The 20,576-nt window shown below is 65.4% G+C and carries 20 protein-coding genes; 6 read left to right on the forward strand and 14 right to left on the reverse strand.

The window, feature by feature from the left end; translation table 11 throughout:
* The first annotated feature begins 209 nt into the window (after positions 1 to 209).
* Both AYJ54_RS34955 and AYJ54_RS34960 read left to right on the forward strand, forming a co-directional pair.
* Positions 210 to 1,163: a LysR family transcriptional regulator gene (locus tag AYJ54_RS34955; protein WP_063706360.1), complete on the forward strand. Its 954-nt coding sequence runs from the start codon at positions 210 to 212 to the stop codon at positions 1,161 to 1,163.
* A gap of 177 nt (positions 1,164 to 1,340) precedes the next feature.
* Complete coding sequence (locus tag AYJ54_RS34960; RefSeq protein ID WP_063706361.1) at positions 1,341 to 1,556, forward strand: hypothetical protein; 216 nt, start codon at positions 1,341 to 1,343, stop codon at positions 1,554 to 1,556.
* Between the two features lie 206 nt (positions 1,557 to 1,762).
* Here AYJ54_RS34960 and AYJ54_RS34965 read toward each other — a convergent pair whose 3' ends face one another.
* The 3 genes from AYJ54_RS34965 to AYJ54_RS34975 form a co-directional block, all read right to left on the reverse strand.
* Positions 1,763 to 2,098: a hypothetical protein gene (locus tag AYJ54_RS34965; RefSeq protein WP_063706363.1), complete on the reverse strand. Its 336-nt coding sequence runs from the start codon at positions 2,096 to 2,098 to the stop codon at positions 1,763 to 1,765.
* Positions 2,099 to 2,187: 89 nt separating this feature from the next.
* Positions 2,188 to 2,679 (reverse strand): Hsp20/alpha crystallin family protein, encoded by a 492-nt coding sequence (locus AYJ54_RS34970; RefSeq protein ID WP_082906000.1) that lies wholly within the window; start codon positions 2,677 to 2,679, stop codon positions 2,188 to 2,190.
* 73 nt (positions 2,680 to 2,752) lie between these two features.
* Complete coding sequence (locus AYJ54_RS34975) at positions 2,753 to 3,214, reverse strand: Hsp20 family protein (RefSeq protein ID WP_063706365.1); 462 nt, start codon at positions 3,212 to 3,214, stop codon at positions 2,753 to 2,755.
* Positions 3,215 to 3,582: 368 nt separating this feature from the next.
* Here AYJ54_RS34975 and AYJ54_RS34980 point away from each other — a divergent pair, with 368 nt between their 5' ends.
* On the forward strand, positions 3,583 to 5,070 hold the full coding sequence (locus tag AYJ54_RS34980) for a glycosyl hydrolase family 79 N-terminal domain-containing protein (protein ID WP_063706366.1): 1,488 nt from the start codon (positions 3,583 to 3,585) through the stop codon (positions 5,068 to 5,070).
* 4 nt (positions 5,071 to 5,074) lie between these two features.
* Here the strand turns inward: AYJ54_RS34980 and AYJ54_RS34985 are convergent, their stop codons facing one another.
* Positions 5,075 to 6,376: an MFS transporter gene (locus AYJ54_RS34985; RefSeq protein WP_063706498.1), complete on the reverse strand. Its 1,302-nt coding sequence runs from the start codon at positions 6,374 to 6,376 to the stop codon at positions 5,075 to 5,077.
* Between the two features lie 542 nt (positions 6,377 to 6,918).
* Here AYJ54_RS34985 and AYJ54_RS34990 point away from each other — a divergent pair.
* From AYJ54_RS34990 to AYJ54_RS35000, 3 genes are read left to right on the forward strand one after another with little or no spacing between them, the layout of a single operon-like run.
* On the forward strand, positions 6,919 to 8,133 hold the full coding sequence (locus AYJ54_RS34990) for an ABC transporter substrate-binding protein (RefSeq protein ID WP_063706368.1): 1,215 nt from the start codon (positions 6,919 to 6,921) through the stop codon (positions 8,131 to 8,133).
* Between the two features lie 7 nt (positions 8,134 to 8,140).
* Positions 8,141 to 9,874, forward strand: a complete 1,734-nt coding sequence (locus tag AYJ54_RS34995; protein WP_063706370.1) for an FAD-dependent oxidoreductase — start codon at positions 8,141 to 8,143, stop codon at positions 9,872 to 9,874.
* Positions 9,875 to 9,896: 22 nt separating this feature from the next.
* A complete protein-coding gene (locus tag AYJ54_RS35000) occupies positions 9,897 to 10,691 on the forward strand; it encodes an IclR family transcriptional regulator (RefSeq protein ID WP_063706371.1) in 795 nt (264 codons plus the stop codon).
* A gap of 143 nt (positions 10,692 to 10,834) precedes the next feature.
* On the opposite strand, the gene AYJ54_RS35005 is transcribed toward AYJ54_RS35000, so the two are convergent.
* From AYJ54_RS35005 to AYJ54_RS35050, 10 genes are all read right to left on the reverse strand, one after another.
* Entirely contained in the window at positions 10,835 to 11,617 is a 783-nt protein-coding gene (locus tag AYJ54_RS35005) for an SDR family NAD(P)-dependent oxidoreductase (RefSeq protein ID WP_063706373.1), read from the reverse strand.
* A gap of 57 nt (positions 11,618 to 11,674) precedes the next feature.
* Positions 11,675 to 12,271, reverse strand: coding sequence for a thiamine pyrophosphate-dependent enzyme (locus AYJ54_RS35010; RefSeq protein WP_430641453.1), 597 nt, complete (start codon positions 12,269 to 12,271; stop codon positions 11,675 to 11,677).
* Positions 12,271 to 12,813: a thiamine pyrophosphate-binding protein gene (locus AYJ54_RS35015; protein WP_063706375.1), complete on the reverse strand. Its 543-nt coding sequence runs from the start codon at positions 12,811 to 12,813 to the stop codon at positions 12,271 to 12,273. Before AYJ54_RS35015 ends, AYJ54_RS35010 begins: the two co-directional genes overlap by 1 nt.
* A gap of 280 nt (positions 12,814 to 13,093) precedes the next feature.
* Positions 13,094 to 13,798 carry a GntR family transcriptional regulator gene (locus tag AYJ54_RS35020; RefSeq protein ID WP_245329208.1) on the reverse strand — a complete coding sequence of 235 codons (705 nt, stop codon included), beginning with the start codon at positions 13,796 to 13,798 and terminating at the stop codon, positions 13,094 to 13,096.
* A 108-nt stretch (positions 13,799 to 13,906) separates the two neighbouring features.
* Positions 13,907 to 14,650 carry an aspartate/glutamate racemase family protein gene (locus tag AYJ54_RS35025; protein ID WP_063706378.1) on the reverse strand — a complete coding sequence of 248 codons (744 nt, stop codon included), beginning with the start codon at positions 14,648 to 14,650 and terminating at the stop codon, positions 13,907 to 13,909.
* Positions 14,651 to 14,659: 9 nt separating this feature from the next.
* Positions 14,660 to 15,925: an NAD(P)/FAD-dependent oxidoreductase gene (locus AYJ54_RS35030; protein ID WP_063706379.1), complete on the reverse strand. Its 1,266-nt coding sequence runs from the start codon at positions 15,923 to 15,925 to the stop codon at positions 14,660 to 14,662.
* A 3-nt stretch (positions 15,926 to 15,928) separates the two neighbouring features.
* The gene (locus AYJ54_RS35035; RefSeq protein ID WP_063706380.1) at positions 15,929 to 17,590 is read right to left on the reverse strand and encodes a thiamine pyrophosphate-binding protein; all 1,662 of its coding nucleotides are present in this window, start codon (positions 17,588 to 17,590) and stop codon (positions 15,929 to 15,931) included.
* On the reverse strand, positions 17,587 to 18,813 hold the full coding sequence (locus tag AYJ54_RS35040) for a pyridoxal phosphate-dependent aminotransferase (protein WP_063706381.1): 1,227 nt from the start codon (positions 18,811 to 18,813) through the stop codon (positions 17,587 to 17,589). The genes AYJ54_RS35035 and AYJ54_RS35040 overlap by 4 nt, the downstream gene beginning before the upstream one ends.
* Before the next feature lie 231 nt (positions 18,814 to 19,044).
* The gene (locus tag AYJ54_RS35045; RefSeq protein WP_063706382.1) at positions 19,045 to 19,398 is read right to left on the reverse strand and encodes a RidA family protein; all 354 of its coding nucleotides are present in this window, start codon (positions 19,396 to 19,398) and stop codon (positions 19,045 to 19,047) included.
* A gap of 126 nt (positions 19,399 to 19,524) precedes the next feature.
* Positions 19,525 to 20,442 carry an NAD(P)-dependent oxidoreductase gene (locus tag AYJ54_RS35050; RefSeq protein ID WP_063706383.1) on the reverse strand — a complete coding sequence of 306 codons (918 nt, stop codon included), beginning with the start codon at positions 20,440 to 20,442 and terminating at the stop codon, positions 19,525 to 19,527.
* Between the last annotated feature and the right edge of the window lie 134 nt (positions 20,443 to 20,576).

Here is a 20,576-nt window from a genome sequence, read left to right on the forward strand (position 1 = left end):
AGAGCGGCTTGCGCCGCCGCTCGGAGATCGGCCCCGGGATGGGCTCGGACAGCTGAGTTGCGGCGACCTGCAATTTGCTTTCCTCCAAAGGCATTTTCGCGCCATGCGGGATGGCGCTTTGTTCTGGTTTTGCGATGCCGTTTACATTGGACCAGCGGCGCTTCAGGCGCTAATGCCGTATCGGAATGATTTGAGGACAAAACGTTATTATGGACCTGATCTGGCTGGAGGACTTCCTTGCCATCGCCGAGGAGGGCGGGTTCTCCCGCGCCGCCGAGCGCCGGCACGTGACCCAGCCGGCGTTGAGCCGCCGCATCAGGTCGCTTGAGGAGTGGCTGGGCACGCCGCTGTTCGAGCGCTCGACGCACACGATCGCCCTGACCGCCGCCGGCGAGAGCTTCCGCCCCGTAGCCGAAGACGTGCTGCGCCGCGTCCTGGTCGGGCGCGAGGAAGCGCTGGAGGTGGCGCGGCTGAAAGCCGAGACCATCACCTTCGCGGCGACGCATGCGCTGTCGCAGACCTTCTTTCCGGAATGGATCCGCAGTTCGGACAGCGCGCGGGCCGGCTCGGCTGTTCAGCTCGTCGCTTCCAATTTCGCCGGCTGCGAAAAGCTGCTTCTGGATGCGCAGGCTCATTTCCTGCTGGCGCATCATCATCCATCGCTGGTGAGCCGGCTCGACATGGACCGTTTCCTGCGCGTCGAGCTCGCAACCGACGTGCTGATCCCGGTCAGCGCGCCGACGACGAAGTCCGGCCGTAGCGGACGCCGCAAGCCGCGCTACGCCCTGCCCGGCGCAGCCGGCGCGCCGCTGCCCTATCTCGCTTACCACCCGGGCTCAGGTGTGGGGCGCATCGTCACATCGTTCCTGGCCGTGAAGGATCCGGCGGCCTGGCTCGTTCCGAGTTTCGCAGCACCCGTCATGCTGCTGATCGACATGGCGCGCGAAGGACGCGGCGTGACATGGGCGCCGATGGGCCTCGTCAAGCCCGATCTCGACAGCGGCCGCCTGCTGCGTGCGGGCGGCGCCGATTGGGACATCGCGATCAGCATCTCGCTGTTCCGCGCGCGTGCTCGTATGACCCGAGCGGCCGAGAGCTTCTGGAATGCGGTGCGCAAGGGTCGGCCGGCAGGAAAAGCCGTGGTCACGCCGCGGGCCAGGTGACGGCGTCTCATCCCTCTCTCAGTCCGTTGCCCCTTGTTTCGACTATGGTGCGCTCGATGCCGCAGCGAGCTCGAATATCTTGACACCGACTTTCCGTTGGATATTTTTTTTGCCGAGAAATCTCTTTCTCACCCTCTAAATCAAAGGACTTGAACGCGACCGTCTGGAGAGACGACGATGCTCGATGAGAATTTGGCCGGTATTCGTGCGCACCGTAACAATATCCACCGCTATCGGCGACTGCTGCAGACCAGGCTGGCAGAGATAGAACGCCAGTTCATCGAGAGACGTCTCGCAGAAGAGCAGTCGGCGCTTGATAGCCTGACCGCCGCGACCTTCCCTGTTGCCTTCCCCTCTAACACGTCGATCAATGCGACGGAGGCTGCGCGATGAACGCCGATCGAGACCTGCTCATTCGCGGCAGCGAGAAGGTGATCGGACACTATGAGCTCCTACTCGCAAGCGCCAAGACGGACCGTGCGCCTTGTGCCGGAGTCCGTCGTGGCGCGGCGCTGAAGCCTTGCAAGGCCAGAAATGGGACGCCCAGGCCGCCGAGGCTTGGCCGAGCAGAACGACCGTCAAAACGGTCTGTGTAAGCATCAACGGCTGGTCCGGTCGGCGGCGGCCCAGGGCCGCCGCAACCGCATCGGTACACCACTGCCGCGCGGCGGGTCGTCGTTGTCATTGTCGCCGTCGAGCCGCTGCAGGGCCGAAAGGATATCGGCGAGCCGGATCGTGTGGTTCATGCCGGGAATTTCGCGCAAGGAGGGATAGGTTTCGACGGCGTACATGTCGGATGCCCAGGACGACAGGATGATCCGCTTCTCCGGCACGGAGATATCCGTTGCATTCAGGACGTCAGCGGGGGATTCGTAGTGGGCAGCGGGATAAAGCAGCGGGCCGAGAGTGCTGGCATTCGTGTTGACGTCGGTCATGGGTAGTGCCTCCCTCAACGCTCCTTTCCAAGGGATGGGTTTGGTGACGATTGGACGGCGGCGCGAACCGCCGCCGTCCCGGCTTCATCCTAGTGCGTGTTGATCGCGATGCGCTTGACGCCTTCTCGCGCCTTCTCGGACTTCGGCAGCGAAACGGTCAGAACGCCGTTGCTGAACGACGCCTCGGCCTTGTCTTCCTCGACGCCCTCCACCGGGATCTGCCGCTCGAATGCGCCGTAGTAGCGCTCAGTGAAATACCTGCCTTCGCCCTTGTGCTCCGCCTTCTTCTCGCCGCGGACGGTCAGGACGCCGTGAGCGATTTCGACTTCGACGTCCTTTTCCGTCAGGCCGGGAAGTTCGGCCGAGACGGTCAGCAACTTGTCGGTCTCGCTGAGCTCGACCTTCGGCCAGCCGAAGCGCCCCTCCATCACCGGAGACAGGCCGGGCCCGCCGAAGCCGTGAAAAACGTCATCGAACAGACGGTTCATCTCGCGATGCAGCGTGAGGAAGGGATCGAAGGCCCCGCGCGTCGGCGCAAGCTCCTGGTTCCTCGACCAGGGAATGAGATCACGAATAGCCATGGTTCTCTCCTTCATGCCTCGGAAACGCGAACGCGCGTCCTCGCGCCGCGTTCCACCAGTGACCCGAGACCGCCTAGGCTGCCTGCTCCTGCTCGATCTGTGATGCCGGCGATGCACCGGACGCGATCTGGATCCGGCGCGGCTTCATCGCCTCCGGAACCTCGCGGACGAGATCAATGATCAGGAGCCCGTCCTGGAATGACGCCTGCTTCACCTGAACATAGTCGGCGAGGTTGAACACGCGCCGGAACGGGCGCGCGGCGATGCCCTGGTACAGGTATTCGCGCGCAGCGACCTCCGGCTTCTGGCCCTCGATGGTAAGCGCGTTCTGCTCCGCCGTCACGGTGATATCGTTGACGCCGAAGCCCGCCACGGCGAGGCTGATCCGATAATGGTCTTCACCGGAACGCTCGATGTTGTAGGGCGGATAGTGGTCCTCGGTCGTCTGACGCAACGTACTGTCGACGAGATCGGCCAGATGATCGAAGCCAATGGTGGAGCGCCACAGGGGTGCGAAATCAAAATTGGTCCTCATAACCAAGTCCTCCAAAGAGCAAGATGGATACGAAGGAGCGCTGGGACGGGGGTTTCAGACGGGGTCCGAAGACACCAGCCCGGCGCCCACGTCGGACCCGGTCTGGCATCCGGCGCGCCGCTCTCGCGGCGAAAAACGACCTAGGAACATGGAAATCGACTTCAAGGGGCCGGACGGAATTTTTTCAAGCCGGACGCCAAGCCAAAGGCGAAGCCTAGCCCGGCTTGGTTAAGGAAAAGGTAAATGATCTTGTCCGGCCGGCCACCGCCGGATCTTGCGGAGTTAGAATGGAAGCAGAAGTTCGCCATCCAACCGCGTTGCAAATACGGCGATCTCGATCGCGCGGGCCCGCTCGGGCAGCAAGCTCGATGACAATCGCGCTGCTGATTAGCGCAAGCTCGAGCACGGCGCACGCTGCCGGCGTATCGATCGCACCCGCGGCGCTGAAAGTGATCGGCACGGTCGACGCGCGCTTCCAGTCCTACAACATCGAGATGGTGGAGGTGACGGGCGGACGGTTCTGGAAGCCGTATCCGCGAACGATGCGCGCATTCGATGCGCGCGATCGCTACAGCTACAGACCTCCGATCGATCTTGCCAACGCGCGTCTGCGCAGGCTCGCAGCCGCCTTGTCGCCGGCTTATGTGCGCGTCAGCGGCACCTGGGCCAATGCGACATTCTTTGCCGACACTGAAACTCCTCCCGCGAAACCGCCGGCCGGATTCAACTCCGTGCTCAGCCGGGCGCGGTGGCGCGGCGTCGTCGATTTCGCACGCGCGGTCGATGCCGAGATCGTCACCTCTTTCGCCATCAGTCCCGGCAGCCGCGACAGGGAGGGCGCGTGGAAGCCGGATCAGGCGCAACGCCTGATCGATTTCACGCGTTCGCTCGGCGGCCACCTCAGAGCCGCAGAGTTCATGAACGAGCCGACGCTGGCTACCGATAACGGCGCACCGCCGGGATATGACGCAAAGGCCTATGGCCGCGACTTCGAAATCTTTCGCGCATGGATGCAGCGCGCCGCGCCGGAGACGCTGATCGTCGGTCCATCCTCCGTCGGCGACGCCGCCGCCCCGTCCGCATCAGGCATCACCACGCGCGATCTGCTGGCCGCACCCGGCCAAGGCGTCGATCGCTTCTCCTACCATCACTACAACACGATCTCGCCGCGTTGCGGCGGCCGCGACGATTCGAGACAGGCGCTCACCGAGGAATGGCTCGCCCGCACCGACGCGACGCTGGCGATCTACCAGGCTTTGCGCGACACCTTCGAGCCGGGCAAGCCGATCTGGCTGACGGAGACGGCGGACGCAGCCTGCGGCGGCAGCCGCTGGGACAAGACGTTTCTTGACACATTCCGCTATCTCGACCAGCTCGGGCGCCTGGCAAGGGCCGGTGTCCAGGTCGTGATGCACAACACGCTGGCCGCCAGCGATTATGGCCTGCTCGACGAAAAGACTTTCCGTCCCCGGCCGAACTACTGGGGCGCGCTGCTCTGGCACCGGCTAATGGGAACGACCGTGCTCGACGCGGGCGCGGCTACCGCGCCCGGTCTCCACGTCTACGCACATTGCCATCCGGCGCTACGCGGCGCGGTCACGCTGCTCGCGATCAACATCTCGCGCGATGGTTTGCGCTCGCTTACCCTGCCACTTCCGTCCGAGCGCTACACACTCCGCGCGGCGCGGCTGCAAGGCGCGACGGTGCAATTGAACAGTAAGACGCTGACGCTCGCGGCCGGCGACCGATTGCCTGACATCGTCGGGATTCCGACGGTACCCGGCACAATCCGCCTCGCACCGGCGACAATCACCTACCTCGTCATCCCCGGTGCCGCGAACCCGGCGTGCCGCTGACGGCTTACGACCTGAGCGCGTCGCGCGCCGTCTCCGGCGCCATCAGGGTCGCGATGATCGTGATGACCGAAAGCGCGATGATGTAGAGCGACACCGCCCAGTACGAGCCCGCCCACGCGAGCAGCGCCGTTGCGATCAGCGGCGAGAAACCGCCGCTGAGCGCGGCCGCGACATTGGCCCCTAAGGAGGCGCCGCTGTAGCGCACCTGGGTGCGGAACAACTCCGGCATGAACGCCGCCTTCGGCCCGAACAGTAGCGCGTGCGTCAGCGTCATCGTGACGACGAGGACCAGCGTGATCAGCGCCGGCTCCTTCGTGTCAAGGAACCAGAACAGCGGAAACGCCAGCGCTACCGAGAACACCCCGCCAGCCAGATAGAGCGCCTTGCGACCAAAAATGTCGGAGAGCCAGCCGGCAAGCGGCAGCGTCGCGAATTCGACGATCGCGGCGTAGACCACCGCATCCAGGATCACTTGGCGCGGCAGGCCGAGCTTCGTGGTGGCGTACACCACGGTGAAGACGGTGAGCAGATAGGCCAGCCCCACCTCCGAGACGGTGATGCCGATCGCGAGCAGGAAGCTGCGCCAGTCGCGGCGCAGCACTTCCCAGACCGGCTGCGCCAGAACTTCCTTGCGCTCGACCACTTCCTTGAAGTGCGGGGTCTCGGCAAGCTTCAGCCGCACGATGAAGCCGACACCGACGAGCAGGATGCTGATCAGGAACGGCACGCGCCAGCCCCAGCTCAGGAAGTCCGCGTCCGGCAGCTTGGTCATGAGGGCGAAGATGCCGGTCGCGGCGGCAACGCCGACGGGAAAACCGACCTGCACGAGGCTGCCATAGAAGCCGCGGCGATTGCCGGCATGCTCGATCACCATGACGACCGCGCCGCTCCACTCGCCGCCGAGGCCGATGCCCTGGATGAAGCGCAGGATGACGAGCAGGATCGGCGCCCAGACGCCGATCTGGCTGTAGGTCGGCAGGCAGCCGATCAGGAAGGTACCGAGCCCCATCGCGATCATGGTCACCACCAGCATGGCCTTGCGGCCGAGCCGGTCGCCGTAATGTCCGATGATGGCGCCGCCGATCGGGCGCGCCACGAAGCCGACCGCATAGGTCGAGAACGCCGCGAGCGTTCCGACGAAGGGATCGAAGCTCGGAAAGAACAGCTTGTTGAGCACGAGCGCCGCCGCCGTGCCGTAGATCAGGAAGTCGTACCACTCGATCGCGGTGCCGAGCGCGCTGGCCCAGACCACATGCGCGGTCGTCGATTTCTCCGTCGCGGCGGAGACCCCCGTTGCTGCCGTCATGCCATGCCCCAGACTGTCGGTGGGCATCATGGACAATCACACATGGCCTTGCAACCTGTCCGAGTATAGTTGCCACTGCCTTCGCAGTCGTCCCGGCAAGAGTGAAGGATGCTGCTGTCCTAAGCCTCGTCATTGCGAGCGCAGCGAAGCAATCTAGAATCTTTCCGCGGCGGCCGTCCGGATCGCTTCGCTGCGCTCGCAATGACGAGTCTATGGAGACATTTATGTCCCTGTCTCCTCAACGTCGTCCCGGCGAAGGCCGGGACCCATTATCCCGGTCAGCGTTGTCCTAGCGCGCTGTGGCCAGCATCGTGCGAACGACAACTCCCTGGGGTTACGGGTCCCGGCCTTCGCCGGGACGACACTGTGAATGTGGCGCGAGCGCCAGTCGTCTCATTCGTAGCGCCGCTACGGCGCGCGCTGCCGGTTCCCTGCTCGCCCTCCCACCCAAATTCGTCATTGACAAACTCATTTGCCAATATCTAACTTGCGGCCAATTCCATAAACCGCAGCGAGAGCGGACATAAAGAGAGGGAACGACGATGAGAGGGCTTTTGGCCTGCGCCATGCTCGCGGCCATGACTTCGGCGGCGATGACGACGGCGGCGAGCGCGCAAGTCTCCGACGACGTGGTGCGGATCGGCGTGCTGACGGATTTGTCGAGCTGGGGCCGCGACAACAGCGGGCCGGGCTCGGTCGAAGCCGCCAAGATGGCGGTGGAGGAATTCGGACCGACCGTGCTCGGCAAGCCGATCGAGATCATCAGCGCCGACCATCAGATGAAGACCGACGTCGGCGTGCAGGTCGTGCGCGGCTGGTTCGACAACGGCAAGGTCGATGCTGTCGTTGACATCCCGAACTCCGGCATCGCGATCGCCGTCCACAACATGGTGCGCGAGCGCAACAAGATTGCGCTGCTCTCCGGTCCCGGCGCGAGCTCTCTGACCGACGAGCTGTGCAGCCCGAACACCGTGCACTTCACCTATGACACCTACGCGCTGTCGAAGGTGACCGCGTCCGCCGTGATCAAGGAAGGCGGAAAGTCCTGGTACTTCATCACCGCCGACTACGCCTTCGGCCAGCAGCTCGAGAAGGACGCAACCCGCTTCATCAACGAGATGGGCGGCAAGGTGCTCGGCAGCGTGCGGCATCCGACCAACACCGCCGACTTCTCCTCCTTCGCGCTGCAGGCGCAGAGCTCCAAGGCCGATGTGGTTGCCTTCGCCAATGCCGGCCAGGACACCGACAACGCCATCAAGCAATCCGGCGAGTTCGGCCTGGTGCAGGGCGGCCAGAAGCTCGTTGGCCTGTTGATGTTCGACACCGACGTGCACGCCATCGGGCTGAAGGCCGCGCAGGGCACCTACATGACCACGGCCTCGTACTGGAACATGGACGAGGCGACCCGCGCCTGGTCGAAAAAGTTCTGCGCGCGCACCAATGTGATGCCGACCATGATCCAGACCGGCGTCTACGGCTCGGTGCTGCATTACCTGAAAGGCATCAAGGCCGCCGGCACCGATGATCCTGCCAAGGTGATGGCCAAGATGCGCGAGCTGCCGATCGAGGATACCTTCGTCCATGGCGGACGCTTGCGCGAAGACGGCCGCGTCATCCGCGACATGTATCTGGCCAAGGTGAAGTCGCCCGAGCAGTCCAAGGAGCCCTGGGACTATCTCGAGATCGTCAAGACCGTGAAGGGCGAGGACGCCTTCCGCCCGGTCTCCGAATCCAAGTGTCCGCTCCTGAAGAAGTGAGGCCCGCATGACTGGCAACGAGCGCAACGCAAGTGAGACTTACGAGTGCGATGTGCTCGTGGCCGGATCGGGTGCGTCCGGCATGTCGGCGGCGATCACCGCCCGCTCCCGCGGCCTCGACGTGCTGATCGTCGAGAAGGAGCCGCGGTTCGGCGGCACCACCGCCCGCTCCGGTGGCTGGCTCTGGATCCCCGGCACCTCGCTCGCGCGAGCCTACGGCATCGAGGAGACGCCGGAGCAGGCCCGCACCTATTTGCGGCACGAGGCCGGCAACAATTACGACGCGGCGCGGGTCGACGCGTTTCTGAGCGCTGGCCCCGAGGCGGTCGATTTCTTCACGACCAAGACCGCGCTTCGCTTCGACATGCCGCTGGTGTTTCCGGACTATCATGCCGAGGCGCCCGGCGGTGCCCAGGGCGGCCGCTCCATGGTGACGCGCCCGTTCGACGGCCGCGAGCTCGGCGACCAGATCAAGACACTCGGCATGCCGCTGCCCGAGCTCACCGTGTTCGGCATGATGCTCGGATCGGGCAAGGAGATCATCCATTTCATGCGGGTGACGAAATCGCTGACCTCGGCGATCTACGTCGCAAAACGTCTGTCGCGGCACCTGATGGACGTGCTGCGCTATGGCCGCGGCATGACGCTGACCAACGGCAATGCGCTCGCGGGCCGGCTGGCGAAATCCGCACTCGACCTCAAGATTCCGATGTGGCTGTCCTCGCCCGTGCGCGAGTTGACGATCGAAAACGGCGCGGTGACCGGCGCGATCGTCAACCGCGAGGGACGCGATGTACGCGTCCGCGCGCGGCAAGGCGTCGTGCTCGCCTGCGGTGGTTTCCCGCATGACGTCGCGCGGCGCAAGAAGATGTTTCCGCACGCGCCGACCGGCAACGAGCACTATTCGCCGGGACCGACCGGCAATACCGGCGACGGCCTGCGCCTGGCGGAAAGCGCCGGCGGCCGCATCGAGGATCGCCTGCCGAATGCGGCGGCGTGGGTGCCGGTGTCACTGACCACACGCAAGGACGGGTCGAAGGGCGTGATGCCGCATTTCATCGACCGCGCAAAGCCCGGCGTGATCGCGGTGATGCGCGACGGCAAGCGCTTTGCCAACGAAGGCAACTCCTACCACGACTTCGTCCAGGCCATGGTCAAGGCGGCCAAGCCCGGCGAGGAGATCGCCGCGTTCCTCGTCTGCGATCACAAGACGCTGCGCAAGTACGGCCTCGGCTGCGTACCGCCCTTCCCGATGCCGCTCGGCCATCATTTGCAAACCGGCTATCTCATGCGCGGCGATACGCTGGAGGCGCTCGCGGCAAAGGCTGGCATCGATGCCACGGCCTTCGTCGAGACCGTGGCGCGGTTCAACGCGACGGCCCTGCAAGGCCATGACGCCGCCTTCGGCAAGGGCTCGAAGGCCTATAATCGCTACCAGGGCGACGCCATGCACGGCCCGAACCCCTGCATCGCGCCGCTCGAAAACGGCCCGTTCTACGCCATCAAGATGGTGGTGGGCGATCTCGGGACCTATGCCGGCATCGTCACCGACGAGAACGCGCGCGCGCTCGACGCCGAGGGCCGCGTCATCCCCGGGCTCTATGCCGCCGGTAACGACATGGCGAGCATCATGGGCGGCAATTATCCCGGCGCCGGCATCACGCTTGGGCCGGCGCTGACCTTCGGCTACATTGCCGGCCGTCATCTCGCCGACAGCGCCGCCAAGCGCAACGCGGCGTAACCGAACGCGCACTAGGAGGCGCATGAAGAAAGAAAGCCGCGGCATTCAGTCGATCGAGGTCGGCGGTGAATTGCTCCGCGCGCTCGCCAGGAGCGGCGAGCCGATGATGCTGCGCGATCTCGCGCGCGAGGCCGGCATGACGCCGGCCAAGGCGCATCCCTATCTCGCCAGCTTCTCCCGGATCGGGCTGATCGAGCAGGACGAAACCACCGGCCGCTACGAGATCGGCGCGCTGGCGCTGGAGCTCGGCCTGATCAGCCTGCGCCGCCTCTCCGGCGTGCGCATCGCAAGGCCGAAGATCGCGGCCCTCGCGAGCCAGATCGGACATGCGGTCTCGCTGGCGGTCTGGGGCACGCATGGTCCAACCGTGGTGCAGCTCGAGGAGCCGGGCCAGCCCGTTCACATCGTGATGCGGGCTGGTTCGGTCATGGCGCTGCTGGAGACCGCCACGGGCCGCGCCTTTGCGGCCTTCCTGCCGGAGAAGACGATCAATGCCGCGCTCGAAAGCGGCCTCGATCGTCATGGCGTCGGTTACAATCCGAAGCGCACGGTGAAAGGCGCGAAGGTCACCGAGATGCTCGCCGAGGTTCGCAAGCACGGCCTGGCGCGTGCGCTCGGCGATCCCCTGCCTGGCGTCAACGCGTTCTCCGCGCCCGTGTTCGATCATTCCGGACATGTCGCGCTCGTCATCACCGCGATGGGGCCGGAAGGCACTTTTGATGCGCGCTGGGACAGCCCCATCGCCAACGCCTTGCGCGAGTGCGCCGGCGGCATCTCGAAGCGGCTCGGACACGGGATGACGATCGCCGCGGAGTGATTGCGCGCTGGCGCATATAACAACCGCTGTCATGCCCCGCGAAGGCGGGGCATCCAGTACGCGGCACCGCGGTTCAACCGCAGGCGTCACGGAGTACTGGATCGCCCGCCTTCGCGGGCGATGACACCGGAAAATGCGGCGCCCTACTTCTCCTTCACCGGCACCGTGTAGTTCAGGATCAGCCGGCCGCCGTCCGGATAGATCGTCTGTCCGGTGATGTAGGACGCATCGTCGCTGGCGAGGAACGCGACGACGGAGGCGACCTCGCTCGGTTCGCCGCCGCGGCCGATTGGCGTGCGCGACAGCACGTTCTTGCGGGCATCCTCGGACGTGTAGATCGCGGACGCCACCATGTCGGTCAAAATCGTGCCCGGCCCGACCGCCACGACGCGGATGTTGTGCGGGGCAAGCGCGACGGCGGCGACCGAGGTGAGCTGCTTCATGCCGCCCTTGGAGATGGCATAGGTCGCAAGCGTCGGGATCGCGAGCAGCGCGTTCACCGAGGACATGTTGATGATGACCCCGCCGCCGCTACCTTGCGCGATCATCTGCTTCGCCGCCGCCTGCACGCCGAAGAACGCGCCCTTCAGGTTGATGGCGATGACGTCGTCAAAATCCTGCTCGGAAATCTCCAGGATGTCCTGGTTGCGCGCGACGCCGGCATTGTTGACCATGATGTCGAGCCGGCCGAACTCGTTGGCTGCCGTCGCAACGATCTGATCGACGTCGGCGCGCTTGGCGACGTTGCCGACGACGGTGCGCAAGGCATCCGGCCGCCCGAGCTCGGCGGCCGTCTTGGCGAGGCCATCGGCATCGACATCCGAGATGACGACCTTGACACCGTCGTCGAGGAATCGTTGTGCGCAGGCTTTGCCGATGCCGCGCGCCGCGCCGGTAATGGCGGCGACCTTGCCGGAAATTTTCATGGCTCTCACTCCAGAATAGCTGCTCGCGGCAGGCCCACGCCGGGTGAGAACTCCGGCTTAGGCCGCCGCAAACCCGAGATGAGCACGGAACCGGTTCTTGATAAAGACGGCATCGCGCGACGGCAGCGAGCGCGGCGGATTTTCCGCCAGGACCTTGATGACGAAGAGACGCGGTCCCTCGGACTGCTCGCCGATTTGCGTTGCGAGACGCTCCACCTCCTCGATCGTGCGCAGGGTTCCGGTCGCGGCAAAGCCGCAAGCCGCGGCAATCGCGGTAAGATCGACGCCGCGCCCGGTGTGGCTCGCCTGCATGCCGGTCTCGCCAAAATGCTGGTTGTCGATCACGACGATGTCGAGATTGCGGGGGCGCGCGACGCCGATGGTGGCAATGCCGCCGAGCCCCATGAGCTGTTCACCGTCCCCGGTGAGGGCCAGCACGCGCTTTCCCGGCTGCGCCTGCGCCAGCCCGAGCCCGATCAGCGCGGCGCCGCCCATTGCGCCCCAGAGGTAGAAATTGTCGTCGCGGTCGCCGGCCGCATGCAGGTCGTAGGTTGGAGAGCCGAGACCGGAGACGACCAGCGTGTCCTTGCGGTTCTTGAGGAGAGCTGCGACGGCCGCACGGCGCTCGAGCTGAGATGAAACGGACATCGACATCACCACTTTTTCTTGCCAATGAGGCGCTGCCCGATCAGAACGGCGATCTGCTGATCGGCCTCGTAGGCGAGCGCCGCGGCGGATTCGACGGTTTCGACCAGATCCTCCGGCGTCTCCGCGCGCATCACTTTCACGCCGATCGCTTCCAGCGACGGCTGCGTGGCCCGGCTCATCGGCACCTGCCAGGGATTGAACTCGGCCCATTCGCCCCGCATCGTCACCAGCATCAGCATCGGAAAGCGGCCGATCGCCGACAGCGAGAGCATGTTGATGCAATTGCCGACGCCGCTCGACTGCATCAGCAGCACGCTGCGCTGGCCGCCAAGCCAGGCGCCCGCGGCAATCGCGACGCCCTCCTCCTCGGTCGTCAACACGTTGGTGGTGACGTCGCGGTCGGCCGAGAACAGGCGGATGAGCTGGCTGTGGCCGGCATCGGGCACGTAGGACATCTGCCGGACGTCGGCAGCCTTGAGGAGGCGATAGAGCTCCGCAGGCCAGTCATCGCCGGCGCGAGATTCGAGATTCGGTTGGGGGCTGTGCACCGCGGGTCTCCGTGAATTTCGAGCGACACGCTAGCGATGTTCGGGCGCGAAGGCTCTGACCGTCTGGCACGACCAGATATCGAGGGATTGTATAGCTGCTTCCCCTCTCCCGTTGTGGGAGAGGGTGGCTCGCCGCGCAGCGGCGAGACGGGTGAGGGGTCTCTCTCCGCGCGTACGTTGCTTGCGCTTGAGCGCGCTGAAGCAACCCCTCATCCGGCGCTTCGCGCCACCTTCTCCCACAAGGGGAGAAGGGAAGGCACCGGAGATTGGGGCGCGTGACTTAGTTCGCCGCAGACCTCGCCGCAGCCGGCATGTAGATCTGCGCGTAGCCTTCCTTGATCGCGGCGGTGATGCGGTCGAGGCGGCGGTCGATGTGCTTTTCCAGCACCGCGACGCAAGCAGCCTCGTCGCGGGCCTTCAAACCCTCGACGACGGCGCGGTGCTCGGCCTGGGTGTTGGAGCGGTTGACGCGGTCCATGTCGATCCAGCGCACGAAGCGGATGCGGGCATTGACGTTACGCAGGACGCGCAGCATCTCGGCATTGTTCGACATGCCCATCAGCCGCTCGTGAAAAGTCTCATCGAGTTCGACCAGCTCGACCGAGGAACGCTCGCCGGGATCGGGACCGGTGGCTTCGAGGAATTTCAAGAGAGCGTCGATGTCCTCGTCCTTGGCGCGCTTGATGGCGAGACGGATCGAGGCGACCTCGATCGACTTGCGCAGCTCGTAGAGATCGAAGATCTCGTGGGCGTCGAGCTCGCGGCAGAAAAAACCCTTGCCCGGCGTGAAGCGCAGGAAGCCTTCGGTGTTGAGCCGGTTGAGCGCTTCGCGCAGCGGCGTGCGGCTGACGCCGAGGCGCTTTGCCAGCTCGCCCTCGTTGAGACGTTCGCCCGGCTTGAACTCATAGCTCACGGCCATCGCCTTGAGCTGTTCATAGACGCGATCGACGATGCTATCGGAAGCCAGTTCCACGTTGCTCTTCATCAGCTGCATTCATGTCCGCACACAGCCCAATATACCGGGGCTGCGTATGCGATGGCAATGCAAACGACACCTTGGCAGAGCTTGTTCAGAGCTTTGCGACGGCCGGGCTCAGGTAAAGGCGCGCGGGCGCAGCCCGGCATGAAACCAGGTGATCATGGAATAGATGTCATAAACCGGAAGCCCGACCTCGGCCTGCAACGCTGCCGCATATGGCGGCATGTTGGTGCATTCGAGCACGATGGCGCCGACGTCCGGGTTCTTGGCCACGAGCTCCTTGCCGGCCTCGACCACGTCACGTTCGGCCTGGGCGACATCCATGTCGTCCTTCTCGGCCTTGATCAGGACGCGGAAGAATTCCTTGCCGTTTTCGGTGCCAACCAGCGGCGTATCGAGCGGCACGCCGGCGCCTTCGAGATGGGCTGGCGACAGCGTCGAACCGGACACCGTGACGAGGCCGACGCGCTTGCCGGGCGGCAGCGTCGCCTGCACCCACGGCACCTGCATCAGGGACGACGTCGCAACCGGCACGCCGACGGCTGCCGCGATCTCCTTCTGGAAAAGAGACAAGAAGCCGCAATTGGTGGTGATAGCCTCGGCCCCTAACCGCACCAGATCCTTGGCCGCATCAATGAAATCCGGCAGCAGGCCGGCCGCGCCCTTCAGCACCACCTTCTCCGGCGATGCGCCACTCACCACGCGATAGAGCACGGGGAACGGCCAGGTCGTGCCGTTGCCCATGTCGCCGGGGATGCGGGGAAAGCGCGCCTCCAGCATCAGGATGCCGAGCGGCGCACCGTAGATGGCCTTGCCGCCGCGGGCGATACGGAAAGACGAGTTGGCTGGATAGGTCATGGTGCGATCTCAGAGGAAACGGGTGGGCGCGAACGGCGCGAGCGGAATCTCAGGCGTCTTGCCGCTGAGGAGCTGGGCGACGAGACGGCCGGTGCGGGCCGAGCCGACCAGGCCAACATGGCCGTGGCCAAAGGCGTAGACGATGTCGCCCGAGGCGCGGGCATGGCCGATGCAGGGAAGGCCGTCTGGCATGCTCGGCCGATGTCCGAACCATGTCTTGATGCGCGAAGCCGGAATGTCCTTCGGCAGTTTCGGAAACATGCTGAAGAGATTGTTGCGCAGGATCTCGGCGCGCTTCCAGTTCGGCTCGGCCTCGAGGCCGGCGAACTCGACGGTGCCGGCGGCGCGTAGGCCCTTGTCGGTCCAGTTCACGACCATCTTGGCATCGGATGCCATCATCGAGTTGCGCGGGCCCGACTCCGGGTTCTCGATCATGACGTGATAGCCGCGCTCGGTCTCGAGCGGCAACGGATCGCCGACGGACACGGTGAGCCGTTTCGAATGCGCGCCGGCGGCGACTACAGCGGCATCACAGGCGATCTCCCCGGTCTCGGTCATGACGGCCACGAGCTTGCTGCCGTTGAGCTTCAGGCCGGTCGCCCTGGCGCGCACGAGCTGCGCGCCGCTCGCCAGCGCGTGACAGGCAAGTGCGGCGACATAGGCGCCGGGATCGCGGCAGCGTCCGGCCTCCTCCACCACCACGCCAAAGGTGTAGCGCGGGTGCAGGTCGGGCTCGCGCTGGCGCATTTCGTCGGCGGAAAGCTCGAGCCATTCGACGCCGACGCGCTTGCGGAGGCGCCAGCCGAGATCGCCATCAAAGTTGCCGCGCGACGGGAAGACATGCATCACGCCGTTACGCTCGATCAACTCGGGAACGCCCGCTTCTTCCGCGAGCTTCTTGTGCAGGAGCGGCGCATCCTTCAGGAGATCGCGCAGCGCGAAGGCCGTCTTTTCGACGCGCGCCTCGGTCCAGCCCGAAAGCAGGTACTTGATCAGCCAGGGCAAGGCCTTCGGCAGGTAAGACCAGCGGATCGCGAGGGGCCCGAGCGGGTCCATCAGATAGCCCGGCACCTTCTTCCAGACGCCCGGCTCGGCCGGCGGGATCACCGAATGCGACGACAGCCAGCCGGCATTGCCATAGCTCGCCGCCTGTTCGCCACCGGGCTCGCCCGGATCGATCAGCGTAACGCGATGGCCCTCGCGCAGCGCCTCGATGGCGCTGATCACGCCGACCGCGCCGGCTCCGATGATCGCAACGTGGCGGCCACTCGGCATCAGCTAAGCCTTCACTGAGGGCACGAAATCCTTGCCGACCGAGATCGCGCGCGGATCGATGATGCAATGCAGGATCGACGGCTTGCCCGAGGCGAGCGCGCGCTCGAACGCAGGCGCAAACTCCTCGGTGCGCTCGACGCGCTCACCATGGCCGCCGAACGCCTTCGCATACATCGCGAAGTCCGGATTCCTGAGCTGGGTGCCCACGACGCGACCGGGATAGTCGCGCTCCTGGTGCATGCGGATGGTGCCGTATTGCGAATTGTCGACGACGATGACGATGAGCGGCGCATCGTACTGCACAGCGGTCGCGAATTCCTGGCCGTTCATCAGGAAGCAGCCGTCACCGGCGAAGGCGACGACGACGCGATCCGGATATTGTCGCTTCGCAAGCACCGCCGCCGGCACGCCGTAGCCCATCGAGCCCGAGGTGGGTGCGAGCTGGGCGGCGAAGCTGTGGAAGCGGTGATGGCGATGGATCCAGCCGGCATAGTTGCCGGCGCCGTTGCAGACGATGGCGTCCTTCGGCAGGCGATCGCGCAGCCAGGTCATGACCTGGCCATACTGGAACGTGCCCGGCAGCTCGCGCGCTTTGTCGGTCCAGGCGAGATAATCGGCATGCGCCTTGGCGGCCTCGCCCTTCCAGGCGATCGCCCCGGCCGGCTTCAGCGTCTCGACGGCGGCGGCGAACGCGCCCGGAGTCGCCTGGATCGCAAGTGCCGGCTGATAGACGCGGCCGAGTTCTTCCGAACCCGGATGAACGTGGATCAGCTTCTGCTGCGGGGTGGGAATATCGAGCAGCGTGTAGGACGACGACGGCATTTCCGACATGCGGCCGCCGATCAGTAGGATGACGTCGGCTTTGGTGATGCGGTCCTTCAGGCTCGGGCTTGGCCCAATGCCGAGATCGCCGGCATAGTGCGAATGATCGGCGTCGATCAACGAGGCCCGGCGGAACGAGGTCGCGACCGGCAGGTCGAACCGCTCGGCAAAGCGCGCGATGCTCTTGGTCGCCTCATCCGTCCAGCGCGAGCCGCCGAGAATGACGAGCGGCGCCTTGGCGCTTGCGAGCATCGCACCAACGCGCTCGATGTCGGCGGGCGCGGGCCAGCTCACCGCCGGCTCGACGCGCATGGCATCGGCAACGGCCGCAGTTTCGGTCAGCATGTTCTCCGGCAGCGCGATCACCACAGGACCCGGGCGGCCCTGCATGGCGACGCGGAAGGCCCGCGCGACCAGCTCCGGAATGCGGTCGGGGCGATCGATCTCGACCGCCCATTTCGCCAAGGTGCCGAACACCGCCTTGTAGTCGAGCTCCTGGAACGCCTCGCGCTCGCGCATGCCGGTATCGACCTGGCCGACGAACAGGATCATCGGGGTGGAGTCCTGCATGGCGATGTGGACACCGTGGCTGGCATTGGTCGCGCCGGGGCCGCGGGTGACGAAGCAGACGCCGGGCCGTCCGGTGAGCTTGCCGTAGGCTTCCGCCATCATGGCGGCTCCGCCTTCGGCGCGGCAGATCACGACGTCGATCGGGCTGTCATGCAGCGCATCGAGTGCCGCGAGATAGCTCTCGCCCGGCACGCAGGTGACGCGCTCGACGCCTTGCGCGACGAGTTGATCGATCAGGATCTGGCCCCCGGTGCGGGTGTTGCGAATGGTCATGACAGCTCCCTACAGGCTTTGGCGATGCGCTTCACGGCCTCGCGCAAGTTTTGTTCGGAGGTGGCGTAGGACAGGCGGAAATAAGGTGCAAGGCCGAAACAGCTGCCCGGCACCACGGCCACGTCATGCCTCTCCAGAAGGTAGCGGCAGAACGCGCTGTCGCTGTCGATCGTGGCGCCGTCCGGCGCGCGGCGGCCGATCAGGCCGGCGCAGCTCGCATAGGTGTAGAACGCGCCTTCCGGCCGGCGGCAGGTGACCCCGTCGATCGCGTTGAGCGCATCGACGACGATGTCCCTGCGGCGCTGGAACGCAGTGCGGCGTTCGACGAGAACGTCCTGCGGGCCGGTCAGCGCGGCGATCGCGGCGGCCTGGCTCACCGACGACGGGTTGGTCGTGCTCTGGCTCTGCACCACGGCCATCGCCGCGATCAGCTCGCGCGGGCCGCCGCCATAGCCGACGCGCCAGCCGGTCATCGCGTAGGCCTTGGAGACGCCATTGACCGTCAGCGTGCGCGATTTCAGGCCTGGCTCGAGCGCCGCCGCCGTGACGAACGGCATGCCGTCATAGGTGAGGTGTTCGTAGATATCGTCGGCCATGAGCCAGACATGCGGATGGCGCTTGAGCACGTCCAGGATCGGGCGAAGCTGCGCCGCCGAATAGGCCGCGCCGGTCGGGTTGGCCGGCGAGTTGAGGAGCAGCCAGCGCGTGCGCGGCGTGATAGCGCGTTCGAGATCGGCCGCGTCGAGACGAAAGCCGTTCTCCTCGCGGCAGAGCACGTCGACGGGCGTGCCGTCGGCGATGCGCACCATGTCGGCGTAGCTCGTCCAGTACGGCGCGGCGAGAATGACCTCGTCGCCGGGGCTTAAGCTCGCCATGAAGGCGTTGTGGATCACCTGCTTGGCGCCGGCTCCGGCTGTGATCTCGTCAGCGGCATAGACGAGATCGTTCTCGCGGCGGAATTTTTCCGCGATCGCCGCCTTCAATTCCGGCGTGCCGTCGAGGATGGTGTATTTGGTCTGGCCGGCGCGGATGGCGCGCTCGGCCGCGTCCTTGGCGTGATCCGGCGTATCGAAATCGGGCTCGCCGGCGCCCAGCACGATCACCGGCCGGCCCTCGCGCTTCAGCCGCTGCGCGACCGCGCCGATCTTCAAAATCTCGGAGACGCCGATCGCGCTGATGCGCTGCGCGGGGCGGAAGCCGGTTGCGGGAGCCTGGACGGTCACGGGACAGCCTCTAAAACCGGATGAGTTTTGGCTGAATCGACGCAAGGCTGAGAGTTCGAATCACCTTTCCCGTAGGGAGAGGTCGGATCGCATCGAAAGATGCGATCCGGGTGAGGGGTTACATTCTCACTGCGCACTGCGGCCCCTCACCCGGATTGCTACGCAATCCGACCTCTCCCCGCTGGGGAGAGGTAACCCGGAACAGCCGACCAAACGTAATTTCATCATGCTCTAGCTGCGCGCGGCGACGGCGATCACTTCGATACGATAGGCTGGATCGGCGAGCTCGACCTTGCCGCAGGCACGCGTCGGCGCGTTGCCCGGCACGACCCAGGCATCATAGACCGCGTTCATGGCGTCGAAATCGTCCATGGTCTTGAGCCAGACCTGCACGCTGAGCAGGCGCGACTTGTCGGTGCCGGCGCGCGCCAGCATGTCGTCGACCTTCGCCAGCGCCTCGCGGGTCTGCTGGGTGATATCAGCGGTCTTGGTGTCCGCCACTTGTCCTGCGAGGAAGACGAGATCGCCGAACACGGAGGCGCGGCTGCGGCGGGCATTCTGGTCGATGCGGGTGATGTCCGACATGGGATGTCCTTCAAGTCTTAGCGGAACCTTGTTTGAATCGGTGAGCGCCGCGGGCTCAGTTCACCTCTCCTGTAGGGAGAGGTGAACCTGTGTCGAACCTGGCGCGTCAATCTCATCATTACTTGATTACTTGCCGGTGGCGATGATGCGGCGGCAGTGATCGAGCGCGGCGCCGATGAGGTTGTCGCTCGCCTCCGGCGTGCGGAACGCCGAATGCGCCGACAGCGTCACGTTCGGCAGTTTTGTGAGCGGATGGCCGGCGGGCAGCGGCTCGACGGTGAAGACGTCGAGGCCGGCATGGGCGATGTGGCCCGAGCGCAGCGCATCGAGCATTGCGTCTTCGTCGACGACGGCGCCGCGCGCGGTGTTGATGAGGATGGCGCCCGGACGCATCATCGCGATGCGCTCGCGCGACAGGAAACCCTTCGTCTCGTCGTTGAGCAGGAGATGCAGCGAGACGACGTGGCTGTCGGCGAGCAGCCTCTCGAGCGGCACGAACTCCACGCCCGGATGCGTCTTCGGCGTCCTGTTCCAGGCGATCACCTTCATGCCGCAGCCGAGCGCCATGCGCGCGGCTTCCGCGGCGATGCCGCCGAAGCCGATCAGGCCGAGGGTTTTGCCGGTGAGCTGGACCGCATCGCGGCGCAGCCAGTTGCCCTCGCGTATGCCGCGATCCATCTCGCCAAAGCTTTTTGCGGAGGCCCACATCAAGGCGATCGCGCATTCGGCGACCGCCGTGTCGCCATAGCCCTTGATGGTGTGGACGGAGATGCCGCGCTCGGCGAGCTCCTCCGGATTCATGTAGCTGCGCGCGCCGGTGCCAAGGAAGACGACGTGCTTCAGCTTCGCGCATTTGGCGGCGATCGCGGTCGGCACCGCGGTGTGGTCGACGATCATGATCTCGACGCCATCGAGCAGGCCGGGCAGATCGTCGGGCTTGATGGAGGGGTTGCGGTTGATGCCGACCGGCAGCTTGTCGGTGCGCAGCAGCTTGTCGGTCACCGCCGCCAGGGTGTCGTTCGCATCGACGAATAGGGCGCGCACAGGCCTCTCCTTAGCTCATTTTCATATTGCGTTCAGTCTTGTATTCAGAGTTGAATGCGGTTGACAATCCCCGATCGTGGGGAATTTCATTCAATCCTGCCAAGATATTGGGCTCATTTCTGCCTTGCCGCACA

It is taken from the genome of Bradyrhizobium centrolobii (genome assembly GCF_001641635.1).
Classification (GTDB): Bacteria; Pseudomonadota; Alphaproteobacteria; order Rhizobiales; family Xanthobacteraceae; genus Bradyrhizobium; species Bradyrhizobium centrolobii.